This window comes from Roseomonas sp. AR75 (genome assembly GCF_005222815.1).
Classification (GTDB): domain Bacteria; phylum Pseudomonadota; class Alphaproteobacteria; order Acetobacterales; family Acetobacteraceae; genus Falsiroseomonas.
The window spans coordinates 234504-250084 of sequence record NZ_STGB01000003.1 but is presented as its reverse complement, the minus strand read 5'-3'; the positions used below and the strand labels follow the sequence as shown (position 1 = coordinate 250084).

15 protein-coding genes are annotated in these 15581 nt (G+C 71.7%); 6 read left to right on the top strand and 9 right to left on the bottom strand.

Annotation, left to right across the window (positions count from 1 at the left end):
- Positions 1 to 59 precede the first annotated feature (59 nt).
- Positions 60 to 1883, top strand: a complete 1824-nt coding sequence (locus E4T13_RS13185; RefSeq protein WP_137178760.1) for an AI-2E family transporter — start codon at positions 60 to 62, stop codon at positions 1881 to 1883.
- Positions 1884 to 1952: 69 nt separating this feature from the next.
- Complete coding sequence (locus E4T13_RS13180) at positions 1953 to 3542, top strand: ABC transporter substrate-binding protein (RefSeq protein WP_170984979.1); 1590 nt, start codon at positions 1953 to 1955, stop codon at positions 3540 to 3542.
- Between the two features lie 129 nt (positions 3543 to 3671).
- Here E4T13_RS13180 and E4T13_RS13175 read toward each other — a convergent pair whose 3' ends face one another.
- From E4T13_RS13175 to E4T13_RS13160, 4 genes are read right to left on the bottom strand one after another with little or no spacing between them, the layout of a single operon-like run.
- Positions 3672 to 4409 carry an SDR family NAD(P)-dependent oxidoreductase gene (locus E4T13_RS13175; RefSeq protein WP_137178758.1) on the bottom strand — a complete coding sequence of 246 codons (738 nt, stop codon included), beginning with the start codon at positions 4407 to 4409 and terminating at the stop codon, positions 3672 to 3674.
- Positions 4406 to 5458 (bottom strand): hydroxyacid dehydrogenase, encoded by a 1053-nt coding sequence (locus E4T13_RS13170; protein ID WP_206030168.1) that lies wholly within the window; start codon positions 5456 to 5458, stop codon positions 4406 to 4408. The genes E4T13_RS13175 and E4T13_RS13170 overlap by 4 nt, the downstream gene beginning before the upstream one ends.
- Positions 5455 to 6141, bottom strand: a complete 687-nt coding sequence (locus E4T13_RS13165) for an orotate phosphoribosyltransferase (RefSeq protein ID WP_137178756.1) — start codon at positions 6139 to 6141, stop codon at positions 5455 to 5457. The genes E4T13_RS13170 and E4T13_RS13165 overlap by 4 nt, the downstream gene beginning before the upstream one ends.
- Entirely contained in the window at positions 6138 to 7433 is a 1296-nt protein-coding gene (locus E4T13_RS13160) for a Zn-dependent hydrolase (RefSeq protein WP_137178755.1), read from the bottom strand. The genes E4T13_RS13165 and E4T13_RS13160 overlap by 4 nt, the downstream gene beginning before the upstream one ends.
- A 101-nt stretch (positions 7434 to 7534) precedes the next feature.
- Here E4T13_RS13160 and E4T13_RS13155 point away from each other — a divergent pair, with 101 nt between their 5' ends.
- Together E4T13_RS13155 and E4T13_RS13150 are read left to right on the top strand one after the other, a co-directional pair.
- A complete protein-coding gene (locus E4T13_RS13155) occupies positions 7535 to 8353 on the top strand; it encodes a dihydroorotate dehydrogenase electron transfer subunit (RefSeq protein ID WP_137178754.1) in 819 nt (272 codons plus the stop codon).
- Positions 8347 to 9279 (top strand): dihydroorotate dehydrogenase, encoded by a 933-nt coding sequence (locus E4T13_RS13150; RefSeq protein ID WP_137178753.1) that lies wholly within the window; start codon positions 8347 to 8349, stop codon positions 9277 to 9279. Before E4T13_RS13155 ends, E4T13_RS13150 begins: the two co-directional genes overlap by 7 nt.
- Here the strand turns inward: E4T13_RS13150 and E4T13_RS13145 are convergent, their stop codons facing one another.
- The 3 genes from E4T13_RS13145 to E4T13_RS13135 all read right to left on the bottom strand — a co-directional run bounded on the left by E4T13_RS13145 (position 9280) and on the right by E4T13_RS13135 (position 11274).
- Positions 9280 to 9768 carry a TspO/MBR family protein gene (locus E4T13_RS13145; protein WP_137178752.1) on the bottom strand — a complete coding sequence of 163 codons (489 nt, stop codon included), beginning with the start codon at positions 9766 to 9768 and terminating at the stop codon, positions 9280 to 9282.
- Positions 9769 to 9826: 58 nt separating this feature from the next.
- Entirely contained in the window at positions 9827 to 10549 is a 723-nt protein-coding gene (locus tag E4T13_RS13140; RefSeq protein WP_170984978.1) for a lytic transglycosylase domain-containing protein, read from the bottom strand.
- 62 nt (positions 10550 to 10611) lie between these two features.
- On the bottom strand, positions 10612 to 11274 hold the full coding sequence (locus tag E4T13_RS13135) for a hypothetical protein (RefSeq protein ID WP_137178750.1): 663 nt from the start codon (positions 11272 to 11274) through the stop codon (positions 10612 to 10614).
- A 259-nt stretch (positions 11275 to 11533) separates the two neighbouring features.
- On the opposite strand from E4T13_RS13135, the gene mmsB reads away from it, so the two are divergent.
- On the top strand, positions 11534 to 12409 hold the full coding sequence (gene mmsB / locus E4T13_RS13130; protein ID WP_137178749.1) for a 3-hydroxyisobutyrate dehydrogenase: 876 nt from the start codon (positions 11534 to 11536) through the stop codon (positions 12407 to 12409).
- Between the two features lie 12 nt (positions 12410 to 12421).
- On the opposite strand, the gene E4T13_RS13125 is transcribed toward mmsB, so the two are convergent.
- Complete coding sequence (locus tag E4T13_RS13125; protein WP_240791113.1) at positions 12422 to 13126, bottom strand: SDR family oxidoreductase; 705 nt, start codon at positions 13124 to 13126, stop codon at positions 12422 to 12424.
- A gap of 11 nt (positions 13127 to 13137) precedes the next feature.
- Positions 13138 to 13899: a TIGR00730 family Rossman fold protein gene (locus E4T13_RS13120; protein ID WP_137178747.1), complete on the bottom strand. Its 762-nt coding sequence runs from the start codon at positions 13897 to 13899 to the stop codon at positions 13138 to 13140.
- A 62-nt stretch (positions 13900 to 13961) separates the two neighbouring features.
- Between E4T13_RS13120 and E4T13_RS13115 the strand changes: the two genes are divergently transcribed.
- A complete protein-coding gene (locus E4T13_RS13115; RefSeq protein ID WP_137178746.1) occupies positions 13962 to 15560 on the top strand; it encodes an MBL fold metallo-hydrolase RNA specificity domain-containing protein in 1599 nt (532 codons plus the stop codon).
- Positions 15561 to 15581: the final 21 nt, after the last annotated feature.

Genomic DNA, 15581 nt, shown 5'->3' with positions numbered 1-15581 from the left:
GCGGGCCGGTTCGCAGGAAAGAACTCTTCGCGAGCCGATGCGTTCCCGCACCGCAACGCGTGATCGGGGGACCAGTGCAGGTGGAATACGGCCCGAACGGGCGGCGGACGACGCCGCGTGCCGCTTCGGTCGCGGCGGCGGCGCCGCTTGTCTCGGCAGCCATCGTCGTGGCCGCCCTCTATCTCGGCCGCGACCTGCTGGTGCCGCTCGCGCTCGCGGTCATCCTGGCCTTCGTGCTGGCGCCGCTGGTGCGGCTGCTGCGGCGCGCCGGCCTGGGCGAGGTCGCGGGCTCGCTGCTCGCGATGCTGGCGGCGGTTGCGGCGCTCGGCGCGCTGTTCACGGTGGTCCTGCGCCAGCTTGCCGAACTCGCCAACGATCTGACGGAGTATGGCGGCAACCTGCGCGACAAGCTGGCGGGGCTGCGGATCGCCGAGCTTCTGTCTGGCGCTGAGGACGCGGTGAACGGCCTGCGGGAAATGGTGGGCGTGCGCCCGCCCCTGCCCACGCCGACCGTGTCCACCGATGATTCCACGCCGTTGGAGGTGGTGGCGTCCTTCATCGGCCCGGTCCTCGCACCGCTGGCAACCGCAGGGCTGGTGCTGGTCTTCGCGCTGTTCATCCTGCTGTACCGCGAGGACCTCCGGAACCGCCTCATCCGCCTGGCCGGCGTGCGCGACCTGCACCGCACGGTCGGCGCGCTGGATGATGCCGCCTATCGCCTGTCCCGCCTGTTCCTGGCTCAGCTTGCGCTGAACGCGGCCTTCGGTGCGACTATGGGCGTCGGGTTGTGGCTGCTCGGCCTGCCCGGCGCGCCGCTCTGGGGCATCCTGGCTGGCTTGATGCGCTTCGTGCCCTTCGTCGGCACGCCGGTAGCCGTGATCCCGCCCTTCCTGGTGGCCATGGCGGCCGATCCGGGCTGGGGCATGGGGCTGTCGGTGCTTGCGCTGTTCGCGCTGGGAGAGCCGCTGATGGGCCAGCTGTTCGAGCCGCTGATCTTCGGCCGCAGCGCGGGGCTTTCGCCGGTCTCGGTGATCGTGGCGGCGACCTTCTGGACCTTCATGTGGGGGCCGATCGGCCTGCTGCTGGCGACGCCATTGACCGTCGGCCTGGTGGTACTGGGCCGCCATGTCCCGCGGCTGGAGTTCCTGGAGGTCATGCTGGGCGACAGGCCGCCGCTGCGCCCGGAACAGAGCTTCTACCAGCGCGCGTTGGAGGGCGATGCGGACGCCCTCGTGCTCCAGGCCCGCGCGGCGATGCGCGAGGGCAGCTCCCTGGTCGCCTGGCATGACGAGGTGGCGCTGCGTGGCCTGGCGCTCGCCGAATCCGACTGGTCGCGCGAGGTGCTGGAGCCCGAGCGCCTGGCGGTGGTCCGGCAGCAGGCGGAGACGCTGCTCGACGAGTTGTCGGAGACGCCGCAGGCGACGTCAGCCGAGGCCCTGCCGCAGCCCTGGCGGTCGGATGGCACGGTGCTTTGCGTCGCCGGCCGCGGCAGGCTGGACGATCTGTCCGCCGCCATCGCCGCGCAGGGGCTTCGGCATGATGGCTTCGGCGCGGTCGCGCTGCCCAGCGCTGCGCTGGAAGGGTCGCCGGATTCCCGGCTGGATCCGGCCCAGGTGAAGCTCGTCTGCCTGTCGGTTCTGGAGGAAGGCAGCAGCGCTGCGGCGGTGCGGTATTTCCTGCGCCGCATTTCGCGCCGCCTGCCGGATGTTCCGGTGATCGTGGCGCTCTGGCACGCGCCGCCGGACAGTGCGACCCTGGCTGAACTGCGCGAGGAACGGGGCGCGGCGGCGGTGATCGCGACCTCGCTGGGGGAGGTGGTGGCCTACTGCCAGGCGGCGGCGGGGCAGGCACCCGCCGTGCCGGCGCCGGTTGCCCGGGCCTGACGCTGGACAGCCCGCGGGGCGGGCCGCATTGTCAGCCCTCGCTCTTCGTTCCGGGAGGCAATGAGACGAATGCGCAAGTTCAGCTTCCGTGCGGTGCTGCGCGCCACGGCCTGCGCCCTGGCTCTGTGCGGGGCGGCCGCCGCCACGCCGGCATCCGCGACCACCTTCACCTGGGCCACGGCCAACGACATCCTCGGGCTGGATCCGCACGCCAACAACCACGGCGTGACCAACACGATGAAGGAGAACATCTACGAGCCGCTGGTGAAGCGCCAGCCGGACGGCTCCATCCGCCCCGCCCTGGCCGAGCGCTGGGAGCAGCCGAGCCCGACGGTGTGGCGGTTCCACCTGCGCCGCAACGTGCGCTTCCATGGCGGTGAGCCCTTCACCGCCGCCGATGTCGTGATGTCCGCCGAGCGCGTGCGGCAGAACGACATGGCCTATGTGCTGCAATCCGTCGCGGCGGTGCGCGCGGTGGACGACTTCACCGTGGAATTCGAGACGCGCGGCCCTAACCCGATCCTGCTGCAGGACCTGGTGCTGTTCTTCATCATGAGCAAGCCCTGGGTGGATGCGAACAACGCGTTCAACGTGGCACGCGCGGGCCAGCCTGGCGCGAACACCGCCTTCGCGCAGCTCAATGCCAACGGCACCGGCCCCTATCGTGTGACGGAGCGTGTGGCCGACGAGCGCACGGTGCTGGTGCCGAACCCGGAATACTGGGGCGCTTCCGGCATCAACACCGGCATCACCCGCGCGGTGTTCCGCCCCATCGCCTCCGCGCCGACGCGGCTTGCCGCGCTGCTCTCGCGCGAGCTGGACATCATGTACCATGTTCCGCTGCAGAACGTGCAGCAGGTGCAGGCGGCGCAGGGCGTGCGGCTGGTGCAGGGGCCGACGGCGCGCACCATCTACTTCGCCTTCGACGTGACGCGGCCGGAGAGCCTGGACGAGCCGGGCAGGCCGAACCCGTTGCGCGACGTGCGTGTGCGCCGCGCGATGTACCAGGCGATCGACATGAACTCGATCACCCGCGTCATCCTGCGCAACTCCACCAGCGCGTCCGGCCTGCCGATCGCGCCGGCGATCGGCGGCTATGTGGAATCGCTGGCCGCGCGCCTGCCCTTCGATGCCGACGCCGCGAAGCGCCTGCTGACCGAGGCCGGATACCCGAACGGCTTCCGCATCACGCTGAACTGCCCGAACAACCGCTACGTCAATGACGAGGCGATCTGCCAGGCGGCCACGGCGATGCTGCAGCGTGCCGGCATCCAGGCTCGGCTGAACGCCATCCCCTTCGGCCGATTCCTGGCCGGCGGCGCGAACAACGAATACCAGTTCTGGCTGCTCGGCTGGACGCCCGGCAATTTCGACATGACCAACCCGGCACGAGAGCTGCTGGGCGCCGGCAGCTTCAACTGGGGCAAGTTCGAGGATGCACGCATGAACGAGCTGGCAGCGGAGATCGGCACGCTTTCGCCGGACAACCCCCGTCGCCAGCAGCTCGCCGCGGAATACTGGACGCGCTATCGCGACCTGGTCCCGCAGATCCCGCTGCACCAGGAGCCGCAGATCTTCGCCGTGCGCGACACCGTGGCCGACTTCACGATGCGCGTGCAGGAAGACCTGGAGCTGCGCTGGGTGCGCATGCGGCAGTAGCCGCCTCCCCGCGTGCCCTCCCCCGCTTGCGGGGGGTTCGATGCCGAAGGCGTCGGACGCCGTAGCCAGGCAGCGAACGCTGCCTGCTGCGCAGGCTGGTTGGGGGGGCCGCGCGCGCCTCGAACGCCGCTACACCAGCCCTCCATTCACATGGATCGCCTGGCCCGTGACGTAGCCGGCATCCTTCCCGCACAGGAACGCCGCCATCGCCGCCACGTCGTCCGGCGTGCCCAGCCGGCGCAGCGGGATCTTCGCCGTGACCGCCTCCCACTGCGCCGCGCTGAGCGCGGCATGCGCGCCCGGGTCCTTGCGTGTGTAGCCGGGCACCACCGCATTCACCGTCGTGCCGCGCGCCGCCGCCTCCACCGCGATGGCGCGCACCAGCGCCTCCATCCCCGCCTTGGCCGCGGCGCTGGCGGGGAAGGTGCTGACATCCGTGCGGAACACATGCGCGACGAAGGAGGAGATCGCGACGATGCGGCCTTCCTGCAGATGCGGCAGCGCGGCGCGCGCCGTGCGCAGGAAGCCCCACAGCACGGCATCGAGCGATTTCGCGAACACCGCATCCGGCGCCTCGGCGAAGGGCGTCTTATCCGCGAAGCCCGCGGCGAACACCACCGCATCCAGCCTTCCGAATATTTCGAGCGTCTTCGCGACCAACGCCTCCGGCACGGCGGGATCGGCGATGTCGCCGAGCATCACCGCCGCCTCGCCGCTGGCCGCGCGGATCTCGGCCGCGACGCGCTCCGCGCCCTCGGCGTTCTTCCGCGTATGCACCAGGATCGCCGTGCCCGGCCCCGCCAGCCGCCGGCAGCAGGCCGCGCCGATGCCGGAAGCGGCGCCGGTGACGAGGATCGCGCGCGTCATTGCGGGAACTCGTTCGGCGCGAAGCCGAAGGCCTCGCGGAAGCGCGCCGCATAGCGCGGCCAGGCTTCCGGGTTCACCAGCCGCGGCGGCACCTGGCCGCGGAAGATCGCGATCCATTGCTCCGCCGCGCCGGCCGCCATGTCGTGCAGCGCCTCCTCCGTGATGCCGGCATTGTGCGGGGAGACGATGACGTTCTCGAAGGCCAGCAGCGGATGGTCGGCCGGCGGCGGCTCCTTCAGGAACACGTCGAGCCCCGCGCCCGCGATGCGCCCGGCCGCGAGCGCATCCGCCAGCGCCGCCTCGTCATGGATGCCGCCGCGCGCGGTCTGGATGAACCAGGCGGTCGGCTTCATGCGCGCGAATTGCGCGGCGCCGAACATGTTCATCGTCTCGGCATTGCGCGGCGTGTGGACCGAGACGAAGTCGCTACGCTCCAGCAACTCCTCCAGCGCCACCTTCCGCGCGCCGCGCGCGGCGACCTGCTCCGCGGTGAGGTAGGGATCGCAGGCCAGCACGGTCATGCCGAACAGGCCGTTGCACAGCTCCGCCAGCCGCGTGCCGATCTCGCCGATGCCGACGATCCCAAGCGTCTTGCCGCGGATGTCGCGGCCGGTCAGGGCGAAGCGATCCGGCGCCGCTCCGCGCCGCAACGCCTTGTCCGCCTGCGCGAATTTTTTTGTCAGTGCCAGCATCATGCCCAATGCGTGCTCGGCGACGGCTTCCTTGTTCGTGCCGGATTGGTGGCAGACGATCACGCCCGCTTCGGTGCAGGCCTCCACGTCGATCACGTCGAAGCCGGCGCCGGTGGAACAGGCGGCGAGCAGCGCCGGCGCGCGCTTCAGCAATGCGGCGTCGCAGAACCAGGGCTCGACGATCTCGACGCGCGGCAGGGCGTGGTAGCCATGCGCGGCCGCTATCGCGGCATCCAGCGCGGCGCGGTCATCGGCGAAGCGCAGGCGTTGCAGCGCGATGTGCTCGGCCCCGCCCAGCATCCGCTCGGCGACGGGATTGGTGAAGTTCTCGAAGTAGACGAGGTTGGCGCGGGTCATGACTTCCATGCGGGGTCGGGGGCGGCGAGACCGCCGCGGGCGGCGGACCAGCCGAAGGGATCGGCGAGATAGCGGCGCAGCTCCGCCAGGTCATCGGCGGGCAGCGTCGCGCGCTCCTCCGCCACGGGCAGCACGTCCTGCCAGGTCGCCAGCGCGAAGAGCTCGGCGCCGATGTCCTGCACTTCCGTCACCAGCCGGTCGAAGATGCCGTAGTTGAACAGCACGAAGACATGCGCGACGGAGGCGCCGGCCTGGCGAAGCGAACGCGCATAGCGCGCCTTGCTGCGGCCATCCGTGGTGACGTCGCTGACCAGCAGCGCGCGCGCGCCCTTGGGCAGCGCGCCTTCCACATGCGCATCCGCGCCGAATCCCTGGGCGCGGCGGCGCACCGTGACGAAGGGCAGCCGGAAGCGCTCGGCGAGCATGGCGGCGAGGGCGATGCCGCCCTGCTCGGTGGCGGCGACCGCGTCGAAGCCGGCATAGCCCACGCGTTCCAGGATGCGCGCCTCCGCGCCGTCCAGCAGCGCCGCGCGCGCCAGCGGGAAGGACAGTGCGCGGGGGATGTCGAGATAGACGGGGCTCGCCCAGCCCGAGGAGAAGATGAAGGGCCGGTCCGGGCGCAGCAGGATGCAGCCGGTGTCGAGCAGGATCTGCGCGGTGCGCCGCCCGATGCTGCCATTCATCGCAAGGCATCCGCGCCGGTGAGGAGCACTTCGCGCAGCAGCGCCGCGCCGTGCAGGAAGTCGTCGAACTCCATCGCTTCCCTGGGATTGTGGCTGCCATGCTCGTTGCGGACGAACACCATCGCCGCCGGCACGCCAACGTTCGAAAAAATCGCGGCGTCGTGGCCGGCGCCGCTGGCCAGCACCTCATGCGGCATTCCCGCCGCCGTGCAGATCGCGCGCGCATGCGCCAGCAGGCGCTTGTCCATCGCCGCCGGCGGCGTGCGCACGCCGGCGCCGAGCACGATGCGCACGCCGCGCTCCCGCCCGATCTCCTCGGCTTCCGCCTGCGCCAGCGCGCCGAAGGCGTCGAGCGTCGCCTCGCTCTCGCTGCGCCATTCCAGCGTGAAGCGCAGGTCTCCCGGCACGCGCGTCATCGCATGCTCGCGCGGATCGGTGGTGAAGATGCCGAAGGTCATGACCAGATCCTCGCCGCGCTCCAGCAGCGTGCGCCAGCTTGCGTCGAGCCGCATGGCGAAATCCGCGGCGCCTAGCACCGCATCGCGCCGCAGCCAGCGCGGCACAGCGCCGGAATGCGCCGCCTCGCCGATCGCGCGGCCATTCGGATGGCGCTGGTTGCCGCGGATGCCGGAGACGAGGCCGACCGGCACGCGGCGCGCGATCAGCACCGGCGCCTGCTCGATATGCAGTTCCACGAAATGCGAGAGCGTCGCGGGGTCGCACAATACGCGGCGCGCCGCGATCGCCTCGACATCCGCGCCTTCCCGCCGCATCGCCGCGCCGAGCGTCAGCGAGGGATCGTGCAGGTTCGGCAGGTTGAGCCAGGCCGGATCGAACTGTCCGAACAGCGCGGAGGAGCCGAGATAGGGCCGGCCGTACCAGGCGCTTTCCTCGCCGCGCAGCACGAACAGATGCACGCTGCGCGGCTGGCGCGGACCGCGCGCGGCGTGCAGCAGCGCCAGCAGCCCGGCAATCACGCCGGCGGCGCCATCGAAATTCCCGCCCTGTGGTACGCTGTCCAGATGCGATCCGCAGGCGGCAGCGGGCAGCGCCGGATCGGTGCCTTCCAGCGTGATGTGCAAATTGGCCGCCGCGTCCCAGGCGCAGGCGAGCCCGGCCTCCCGCGCGATCGCCTCGATGCGCCGCATCGCGCGGGTCTCGCCGGGGCCGTAGGTCTCGCGCGTGATGCCCACGCCGTCGTGATCCGCGGCGCGCAAGGTGTCGAACAGGTCGCGCGCGAGCGCGGCGAGATCGGGCGCGACAGCGAGCGGGGCCGGGACGGCGAGGTCCATGCGCCGGACCATCGCCCGCCGCGCCGCCACCGGCAAGCCGCGCGCTTGACTTCGCGCCCCTGCGCCCGAACATCGTTCTGGCAGGCAGGGAGACCGGCCGGATGGATCTCGGGGCGGCCGCCTTCGCGGTGGCCGAGCGCAGCGTGACGGTGATCGAGAGCGCGCCGGTCGGCCGGCGCTATCATCGCATCCTGCTCGACGCGCCGGAGCTGTCGGCGCGCAGCCGTCCCGGGCAGTTCTTCCATCTGCTCTGCCGCGACGGCGGGGGCGCGGGCCCCTATCTGCGGCGCCCGATGAGCATCTGGCGCTGCGGCGAAGGCCGGCCGCTCGGCTTCCTGTTCCATGTAAAGGGCAAGGGCACGGCGGCGCTGGCGCTGCTGCGCGCCGGCGATGCGCTGTCGGTTGTCGGGCCGCTCGGCCATGGCTTCCGGCTCGATCCTGCCTGGCGGCGCATTCTGGTCGTCGCGCGCGGCGTCGGGCTGGCGACGCTGGCGCCGGTCACCGAGGCCGCCGCCGCGATGGGCATCGCGGTGGAGGCCGTGCTGTCGGCGCGCGCGGAGCCCGACCTGATGGCGGCGGAATTCGCGGGCGGATCGGGCGCCGCGATCACCGCAGTGTTCGACGCGGATGGCGGCAGCGAAGTCGCGCGCGTCGAGAATCTGCTGCGCGCGCGCTTCGCCGCTTCGCGGCCCGATGCGGTGTTCACCTGCGGCTCGAACCGCCTTTTTCTCCTGTTGCAGCGCCTCGCGGCGGAGCATGGCATTCCCGGCCAGGTCGCGCTGGAACAGCAGATGGGCTGCGGCCTCGGCATGTGCTTCTGCTGTGTGCGCCAGGTGCGCGACGAGCAGGGCAAGGTGGTGAATCTCCGCGTCTGCGCGGAAGGCCCGGTCTTCGACCTGCAGGCCGCACTTGCATGGTAGAGCTCACCACGCGGATCGGCTCGCTGACCCTGGCGAACCCGGTGATGCCGGCCTCCGGCACCTTCGGGCCGGAGCTTGCGCAGGTCTTCGATCTCGACCGGCTCGGCGCGCTGGTCACGAAATCCGTCACGCCGGAGTTTCGCGCCGGCAATCCGCTGCCGCGCCTCTGCGAGACCGAGGCGGGCGTGCTGAACTCCATCGGCATCCCCGGCAAGGGGCTGGATCACTTCATCGACCACGCCATGCCGGAGTGGCGCCGCTTCCGCACGCCGCTGGTCGTCAGCCTCTCCGCGCCGACGGTCGCGAGCTTCGCCGACTGCGCCGCGCGCCTCGCCGCAACGCCGGGCGTCGCCGCCATCGAGGCCAACATCTCCTGCCCGAATCTCGAGGAGGATGGCCGCGCCTTCGCCATGCATCCCGAGCCGGCCGCGGCGGCGACGGAAGCGATGCGCCGCGCGGCGGGCGCGCTGCCGCTCTGGGTCAAGCTCTCGCCGAACACCGGCGACATCGCCGCGGTGGCGCGCGCGGTGGAGGAGGCGGGCGCGGATGCGGTGGTCGTCGCCAACACCATCCTCGGCCTCGCCATCGATATCGAGACGGCGCGGCCCAAGCTCGGCAGCGGCATGGGCGGTTTCTCGGGCCCGGCCTTCAAGCCCATTGCGCTGCGCCTGGTGTGGCAATGCGCGCAGGCGGTGCGCATCCCCGTCATCGGCGTCGGCGGAATCGCCACGGGCGAGGATGCCGTGGAGTTCCTGATGGCCGGCGCCAGCGCGGTGCAGGTCGGCACCGCCAGCTTCGTCAGCCCGACGGCGATGCTGACGGTGCTGGACGATCTCGAGGAATTCTGCGCGCGCAAGGGCATCGCGCGCGTTACCGATCTCACCGGCGCCGCACTGCCGCGCCCGCTGCGCGAGGCGGCGGAATAGCTACTCCGCCGGCAGCGGGTTGCCGTTCAGCGCCGGGTTCATCCGCCACAGCGTCCAGTTCAGGAAGCCCGCGAAGCTGACCCAGGCGAGATAGGGCACCAGCAGCCACCCCGCCGCGGCGCTGATCGGGAAGAAGGCCAGCACCATCGCCAGGATGGACAGCCAGAACACCACCAGCTCGTAGAACGCCAGGTCCATCCGGCGCAGGCCGAAGAACAGCCAGGACCAGGCGGCGTTCAGCAGCAGGGAGACGACCCAGATCCAGATCGGCAGCCCGAAGCCGACCTGCCGCCAAACCAGCCAGCCGGCGATCGCGACGGAGATGTACAGAACCGTCCAGGCCGGGGCGAACAGCCAGTTCGGCGGATTCCAGCTCGGCTTGCTGAGCGCGTCGTACCAGGCACCCGGCCGGAAGAAGGCGCCGGTGGACGCGGCCGCGAAGCAGGCGAGCATGAAGCCGCCGAGGGCGAGGATGGGTGTCAGGTTCATGCCGCGCTAGGTGGCGCAGCGCCGGCCCGGTGTCGAGCGAAACCGCAACCGCGGAGGATCAGCGTGTCGCGACCCGCGGTGGCAGGGTGGCCGGCAACGCCCGGGCCAAGGGCGGGCGGCCGGCGATCGGCACGGGCTGGCTGCGGTAGAGATCCAGGCTCCGCCCGGCCGGAGCGGCGCCGGAGGGCAGCGCCACGCGTGCCGCCCCGTTCGACAGCATCGCGCCCCCGCCGCCGGCCCTTGCCAACGCGGCAGGCGGCGGCAGCGCCACCGGCGGGTGCGGCCTGGCCTGTTCCTGCGCCCAGGCCGCCATCACGCGCGCGCGGTAGGGCTCGGCGAATTCCGGCGTCTGGGAATGATACGCGCTGGCGGCGCGCTGCCAGTCGTTGCGGCTGGCATTCAACTCCGTCAGGAAGCGCGCGGCGTAGCGGGCATTCGTGGCGGGGTCGAAGGCCGCGTCGAGGTTCGGGAAGGCGTCGGGGTGGTGGCGCAGGTTGATCTGCATGCAGCCCACATCGATCGAGCGCACGCCCTGGGCCTGCAATTGCTGCACGGCGGCGATCGCTGCCGCCTTGGTGGGAAAGAACTGCCCGCGCCCCTCGGCATTGATGGTCCATGGCCAGGGGTGGAAGGCGCCGGTGTCCGGGTCGCGCCGGCCGGACTCGACGCGGCCTATGGCCATCAGAAGCTGCGCCGGGATGCCGGCCGCGCGCTCGGCCGCCTGGATGGCGGCGCGGCAGAGGCGGCCGGGCTCCGCCGTGGCGGGGACAGGGGCGAGCATCAACAGGACAGCCAGCAGACGGCGCATGCCGCCGGCGCAGCAACGCCCGTGCCAGCCAGGCGCTAGGGGGCCGCGACCGGATGCAGCGCCGGTGGCGCGGGGAGCGGGGCAACATCCGGTGGCGCGGCCGGCGGCGGCGGGGCAGCATCGGCAGTCGGCAGCGGCGGAAAGGGCTGCGCTGCCGTCTGGGCCGGCGGTGTCGGCTCGGCCGGGACGGTTGTGGGGGGCGGATCGCCTGGCATGGTGTAGTCCGGCACGATCCGCGCCTGGTTGCCGGCGATGACCAGCACGCGGGCCCCGACCTCCAGCGGCGTCTCGTCGCGCTGGGTGACGGAGACGAGCTCGTTGTTCGCCTTGCGGACGATGTATTCATGCGCGGTGGTGTCCCCCACCACCCGCTCGGCCGCGCTGCCGAACAGTCCGCCGACCAGCGCGCCGCCGACGGCGCCGATCGCGCCGGCCATGTTCCCGCCGGGCGCCTGGGAGCCGATGATGCCGCCTGCCGCGCCGCCGGTGGCCGCGCCGGTGGCGCCGTCCATCTGTACCGCGACATCGCGCCGGCCGATGATGACGCCCTGTTCCACGCGATTCACCTGCTGGACGGCTCGGGTCGCGTAGGCATCGGGCGAGTAGCGTTGGCCGCAGCCGGCAAGGGCGAGCGGCAGTGCCAGGAACAGGGCAGCGCGCATGCCCGTGACATAGAGGACCATCGCGCCTCGCGCCATCCGTGCGCGCCCTCCGAATCCGATCCGCGCCCTCCGCGCGTCCTGCAAGCGCCGCATGCCGGGCTGGCGGTGCCGTGGCGCAAGCATGTCATCGGCGGGGCAGAAACCGGCCCGGTCTGGACAGGCGATCCCGGCGGCGCGCAGCATCGCCGCACCATCCGAGAGGCGACCGCGATGCGTTCGGACCGTCCATCCCAACTGCCCTGCCCATCCGCCTGGACGCGGCCGCGGCCTGTCCTCGCGCGGCGGCGCTGACGCCATGGCGCGCATCGGCTTCGCCGGGCTTGGCAACATGGGTGGGCCTATGGCCCGGAACCTGGTGAAGGCGGGGCATCAGGTCGCCGTCTTCGACATCGTGCCGGACCTCGTGGCGCGCTGCGTCGCCGTGGGCGCCTTGGCGGCCGGGAGCGCGGCCGACGCGGCGCGCGACGCCGACCTCGTCGTCACCATGCTGCCCGCCGGGCAGCATGTCCGCGACGCGTGGCTCGGCGTCGGCGGCATGGCGGCGGCATCGCGGCCCGATGCGGTGCTGGTGGATTGCTCGACGATCGATGTCGCGACGGCGCGGGAGGTCGCGGCCGGATGTGGACGCGCATTCCTCGACGCCCCGGTTTCCGGCGGCGTGATGGGGGCGGAGAATGCGACGCTCACCTTCATGGTCGGCGGCCCCGATGCGGCCTTCGCCGCGGCGGAGCCGATCCTGAAGCAGATGGGCCGTGCGGCGATCCATTGCGGCGGCGCCGGCGCGGGCCAGGCGGCCAAGGCCTGCAACAACATGATCCTGGCGGCGACGATGATCGCGACCTGCGAGGCCTTCGTGCTGGCGGAGAAGCTTGGCCTGACGCACCAGGCGCTGTTCGACGTGGTCTCGAAATCCTCCGGCCAGTCCTGGAGCGTGACAACCTATTGCCCGGTGCCCGGCCCGGTGCCCGCGAGCCCGGCGAACCGCGACTACGCGCCCGGCTTTTCCGCCGCGCTGATGCTGAAGGATCTCGGGCTGGCGGCGGAGGCCGCGGCGCAGACCGGCGCGGAGACGCCGATGGGCGCGAAGGCGCTGGAACTCTACCGTGCCTTCGTCGATGCGGGGAATGGCGGCAAGGATTTTTCCGGCATCATCCGCACGCTGCGCACCTGACTCCCGCCCCCGCTACTCCGCATAGATCATCTTCCGCGTCATCCCGCCGTCGATGACGAACTCCGCTCCGGTGACGAAGCCGGCCTCCGGCCCCACGAGCCAGGCCACCAGCGCCGCGATGTCCTCCGGCCGGCCGACGCGCCCGGCTGGGTGCTGCGCGTGGTCCTCCGGTCGCAGCGCCTCGCCCTTCGTGTCGATCCAGCCGGGGCTGACGCAGTTCACGCGCACATCCGGGCCCAGGCTGATTGCCAGCGCATGGGTCAGCGCCAGCAGCCCGCCCTTGGACGCGCTGTAGCTCTCCGTGTTCGCCTCCGACTGGTGTGCGCGGGTCGAGGCCACCGTCACCACCGCGCCCTTCGCCGCGCGCAGCATCGCCTCGGCTTCCCGCACCAAGAGGAAGGTGGCGGTGAGATTGGTGCCGAGCACCGCGTTCCACTCAGCCAGCGCCAGGTCGCGGATCGGCTTGCGGATCATGAAGCCGGCATTGGAGACGAGCGCGTCCAGCCGCCCTTCCTGCTGCGCGATGCCGCCGACCAGCGCGCGCACCGCCGCTTCCTGTGACACATCGGCCGCAACATGGCGGACGGCGAGGCCGGCAGGCGGCTTTTCCGGATCCGCCGCCACCACACGCCAGCCGTCGCGCAGCAGGCGCTGCGCAACGCCGAGGCCGATGCCCTTGGCCCCGCCCGTCACCAGGGCCACGCGCTGGTCAGCCATGTCGCTTTCCCTCATGCCCCCGGAGGAACGCCGGCCTGCTGCAGCAGATGCCAGGCAGCCTCGGCATCCTCGGCGAAGTGCATCAGCGACAGGTCCTCCGCGCCGATCATGCCATCCTCCATCAGCGCGTCCCAGTTGATCAGCCGGCGCCAGTAGCCCTCGTCCACCAGCACGATCGGCACCGCCCCCATGCGGCCGGCCTGGCGCAGCGTCAGGATCTCGAACAACTCGTCCAGCGTGCCGAAGCCACCGGGGAAGATCACCAGCGCGCGGGCGCGCATCGCCAGGTGCAGCTTGCGGATGGCGAAGTAGTGGAACTGGAAGGTGAGCTCCGGCGTGGTGTAGGGGTTCGGCAACTGTTCCCGCGGCAGGCGGATGTTGAAGCCGATGGAAGGCGCACCGACGTCATGCGCGCCGCGATTTGCCGCCTCCATCAGCCCCGGCCCGCCGCCGGTGGCGATCACGTTGTCGCGGAGGCCCGCGATCGGATGCAACGCGCCGCCGCGTTCGGAGGCGATGCGCCCGAACAGCCGTGCCTGCTCGTACCAGACGGCGTGCCGTGCCTCGCCGCCGGACATCACCCGCGCACTGCCGAATACCACGATGGTCGAGCGCACGCCCCAGGCGCGCAGCGCCTCGTCCGCCTTGGTGGATTCCACCTGCAGCCGCACGCCGCGCATGGTGGGGCTGAGCAGGAAATCGCGGTCGAACAGCGCGAGCCGGTAGCTCGGCCCCTGCTTCGGCCTGTGGCCGCTGCGTGGCGGGCTGGCCATCCTGGTTCCTCCGTGGCTGCCGGCCTATGCTGGCCCGGCGCGCGGCATTGTGGGAGGTGGGCGTGGCGATCCGGCTGAAGGTCTGCGGCGCGGCGCGCACGGTCACCGGCCTGTCCCTGCTGTTCGAGACGCCGCGCAGCCGCGTGCTGGTCGATTGCGGCATGTTCCAGGGTCCGAAGACCCTGAAGGCGCTGAACTACGAGCCCTTTCCCTTCGATCCCGCCGGCATTGACGCAGTGCTGCTGACCCATGCGCATATCGACCATTCCGGCCTGCTGCCTAAACTGGTGCGGCAGGGCTTCCGGGGCGCGATCCATGCCACGCCGGCAACCCGCGACCTGTGTTCGGTCATGCTGCCGGATGCCGGCGGCATCCAGGAAAGCGAGGTGGCGCAGCTCAATCGTCGCAACCGCCGCCGCGGCCGCGACCCGGTCGAGCCGATCTACACCGCCGAGGATGCGGAGCGCACCATGGTGCTGTTCCGCGACGTGGAGTACGGCGCCTGGGCAAAGCCCGTGCCGGGCCTGCGCGCGCGCTGGTGGAATGCCGGCCACATGCTCGGCTCGGCCTCCATCGAGCTGGACTTCGCCACGCCGGACGGGCCGATGCGCGTGCTGGTCTCCGGCGATATCGGCCCGGACCTCGGCCCGATCCAGCGCGATCCGGAAGCCCCGGCCGACGGGTTGGACCATGTCTTCCTCGAGAGCACCTATGGCGACGAGAACCGGCCGACGATCGCCCCGGCCGCCCGCCGCACGGAGTTGGCGAAGCTGGTCAACGACGCATCGCGCCAGAACGGCGCGCTGCTGATCCCGGTCTTCGCGGTGGAGCGCGCGCAGGAGGTCATGCTGGACCTCGTCACGCTGATGCAGGCGAAGCAGGTGCCGGCGGCCGACATCCACCTGGACAGCCCTTTGGCGCAGCGCGCGACCCGCGTGTTCCTCAAGCATGCCGCGCTGCTGGAGGATGGCGCCGCGATGCGCGCGGCGCTGTCCGACCACCACATCCACCATGTCGAGGATTGGCGGCAGAGCGCGGAGCTGGCGCGGCAGGAGGGCTTCCGGGTGATCCTCGCCGGCAGCGGCATGTGCGAAGCCGGGCGCATCCGTGCGCATCTCAAGGCCAAGCTGTGGGATGCCCGCACCATCGTCGCGCTGGTCGGCTTCCAGGCGCAGGGCACGCTAGGGCGGCTGCTGCAGGAGGGTGCCGACCGGGTGCGCATCCAGGGCGAGCCGATCCGCGTCGGCGCGCGCATCGCGAAGATCGAGGGCTATTCGGGCCACGCCGATGGGCCGGAATTGCTGCGCTGGCTGCAGGCGCGCGGCCCCGTCGCGGGCGGCGTGTTCCTGGTGCATGGCGAGGAGGAGGCGATCGACGGGTTGGCGCAGCGCGTGCGGGGCGCCGGCGTGGTGCCGGAGGCGGGGCTGATCCGACCGGTGCTGGACGAGGCCTTCGTGCTGCGCCCCGGCGTGCCGCCGGAGCGCGACAAGACAGGGTCCAGGGGGCGCCGCCTGGCGCCGGAGCGTGTGGGTCTGCCGGATTGGCACAATGAGCGCGCCGCCCTCACCCTGCAGATCGAGGAGGCGCTGGAAAAGGCCGGCGACGACCGTGGAAGGGCCGCGCTGCTGCACCGCCTGCGGCGGGCGCTGGACGCGCGCTGAGGCACGGCCCAGATATCCCGC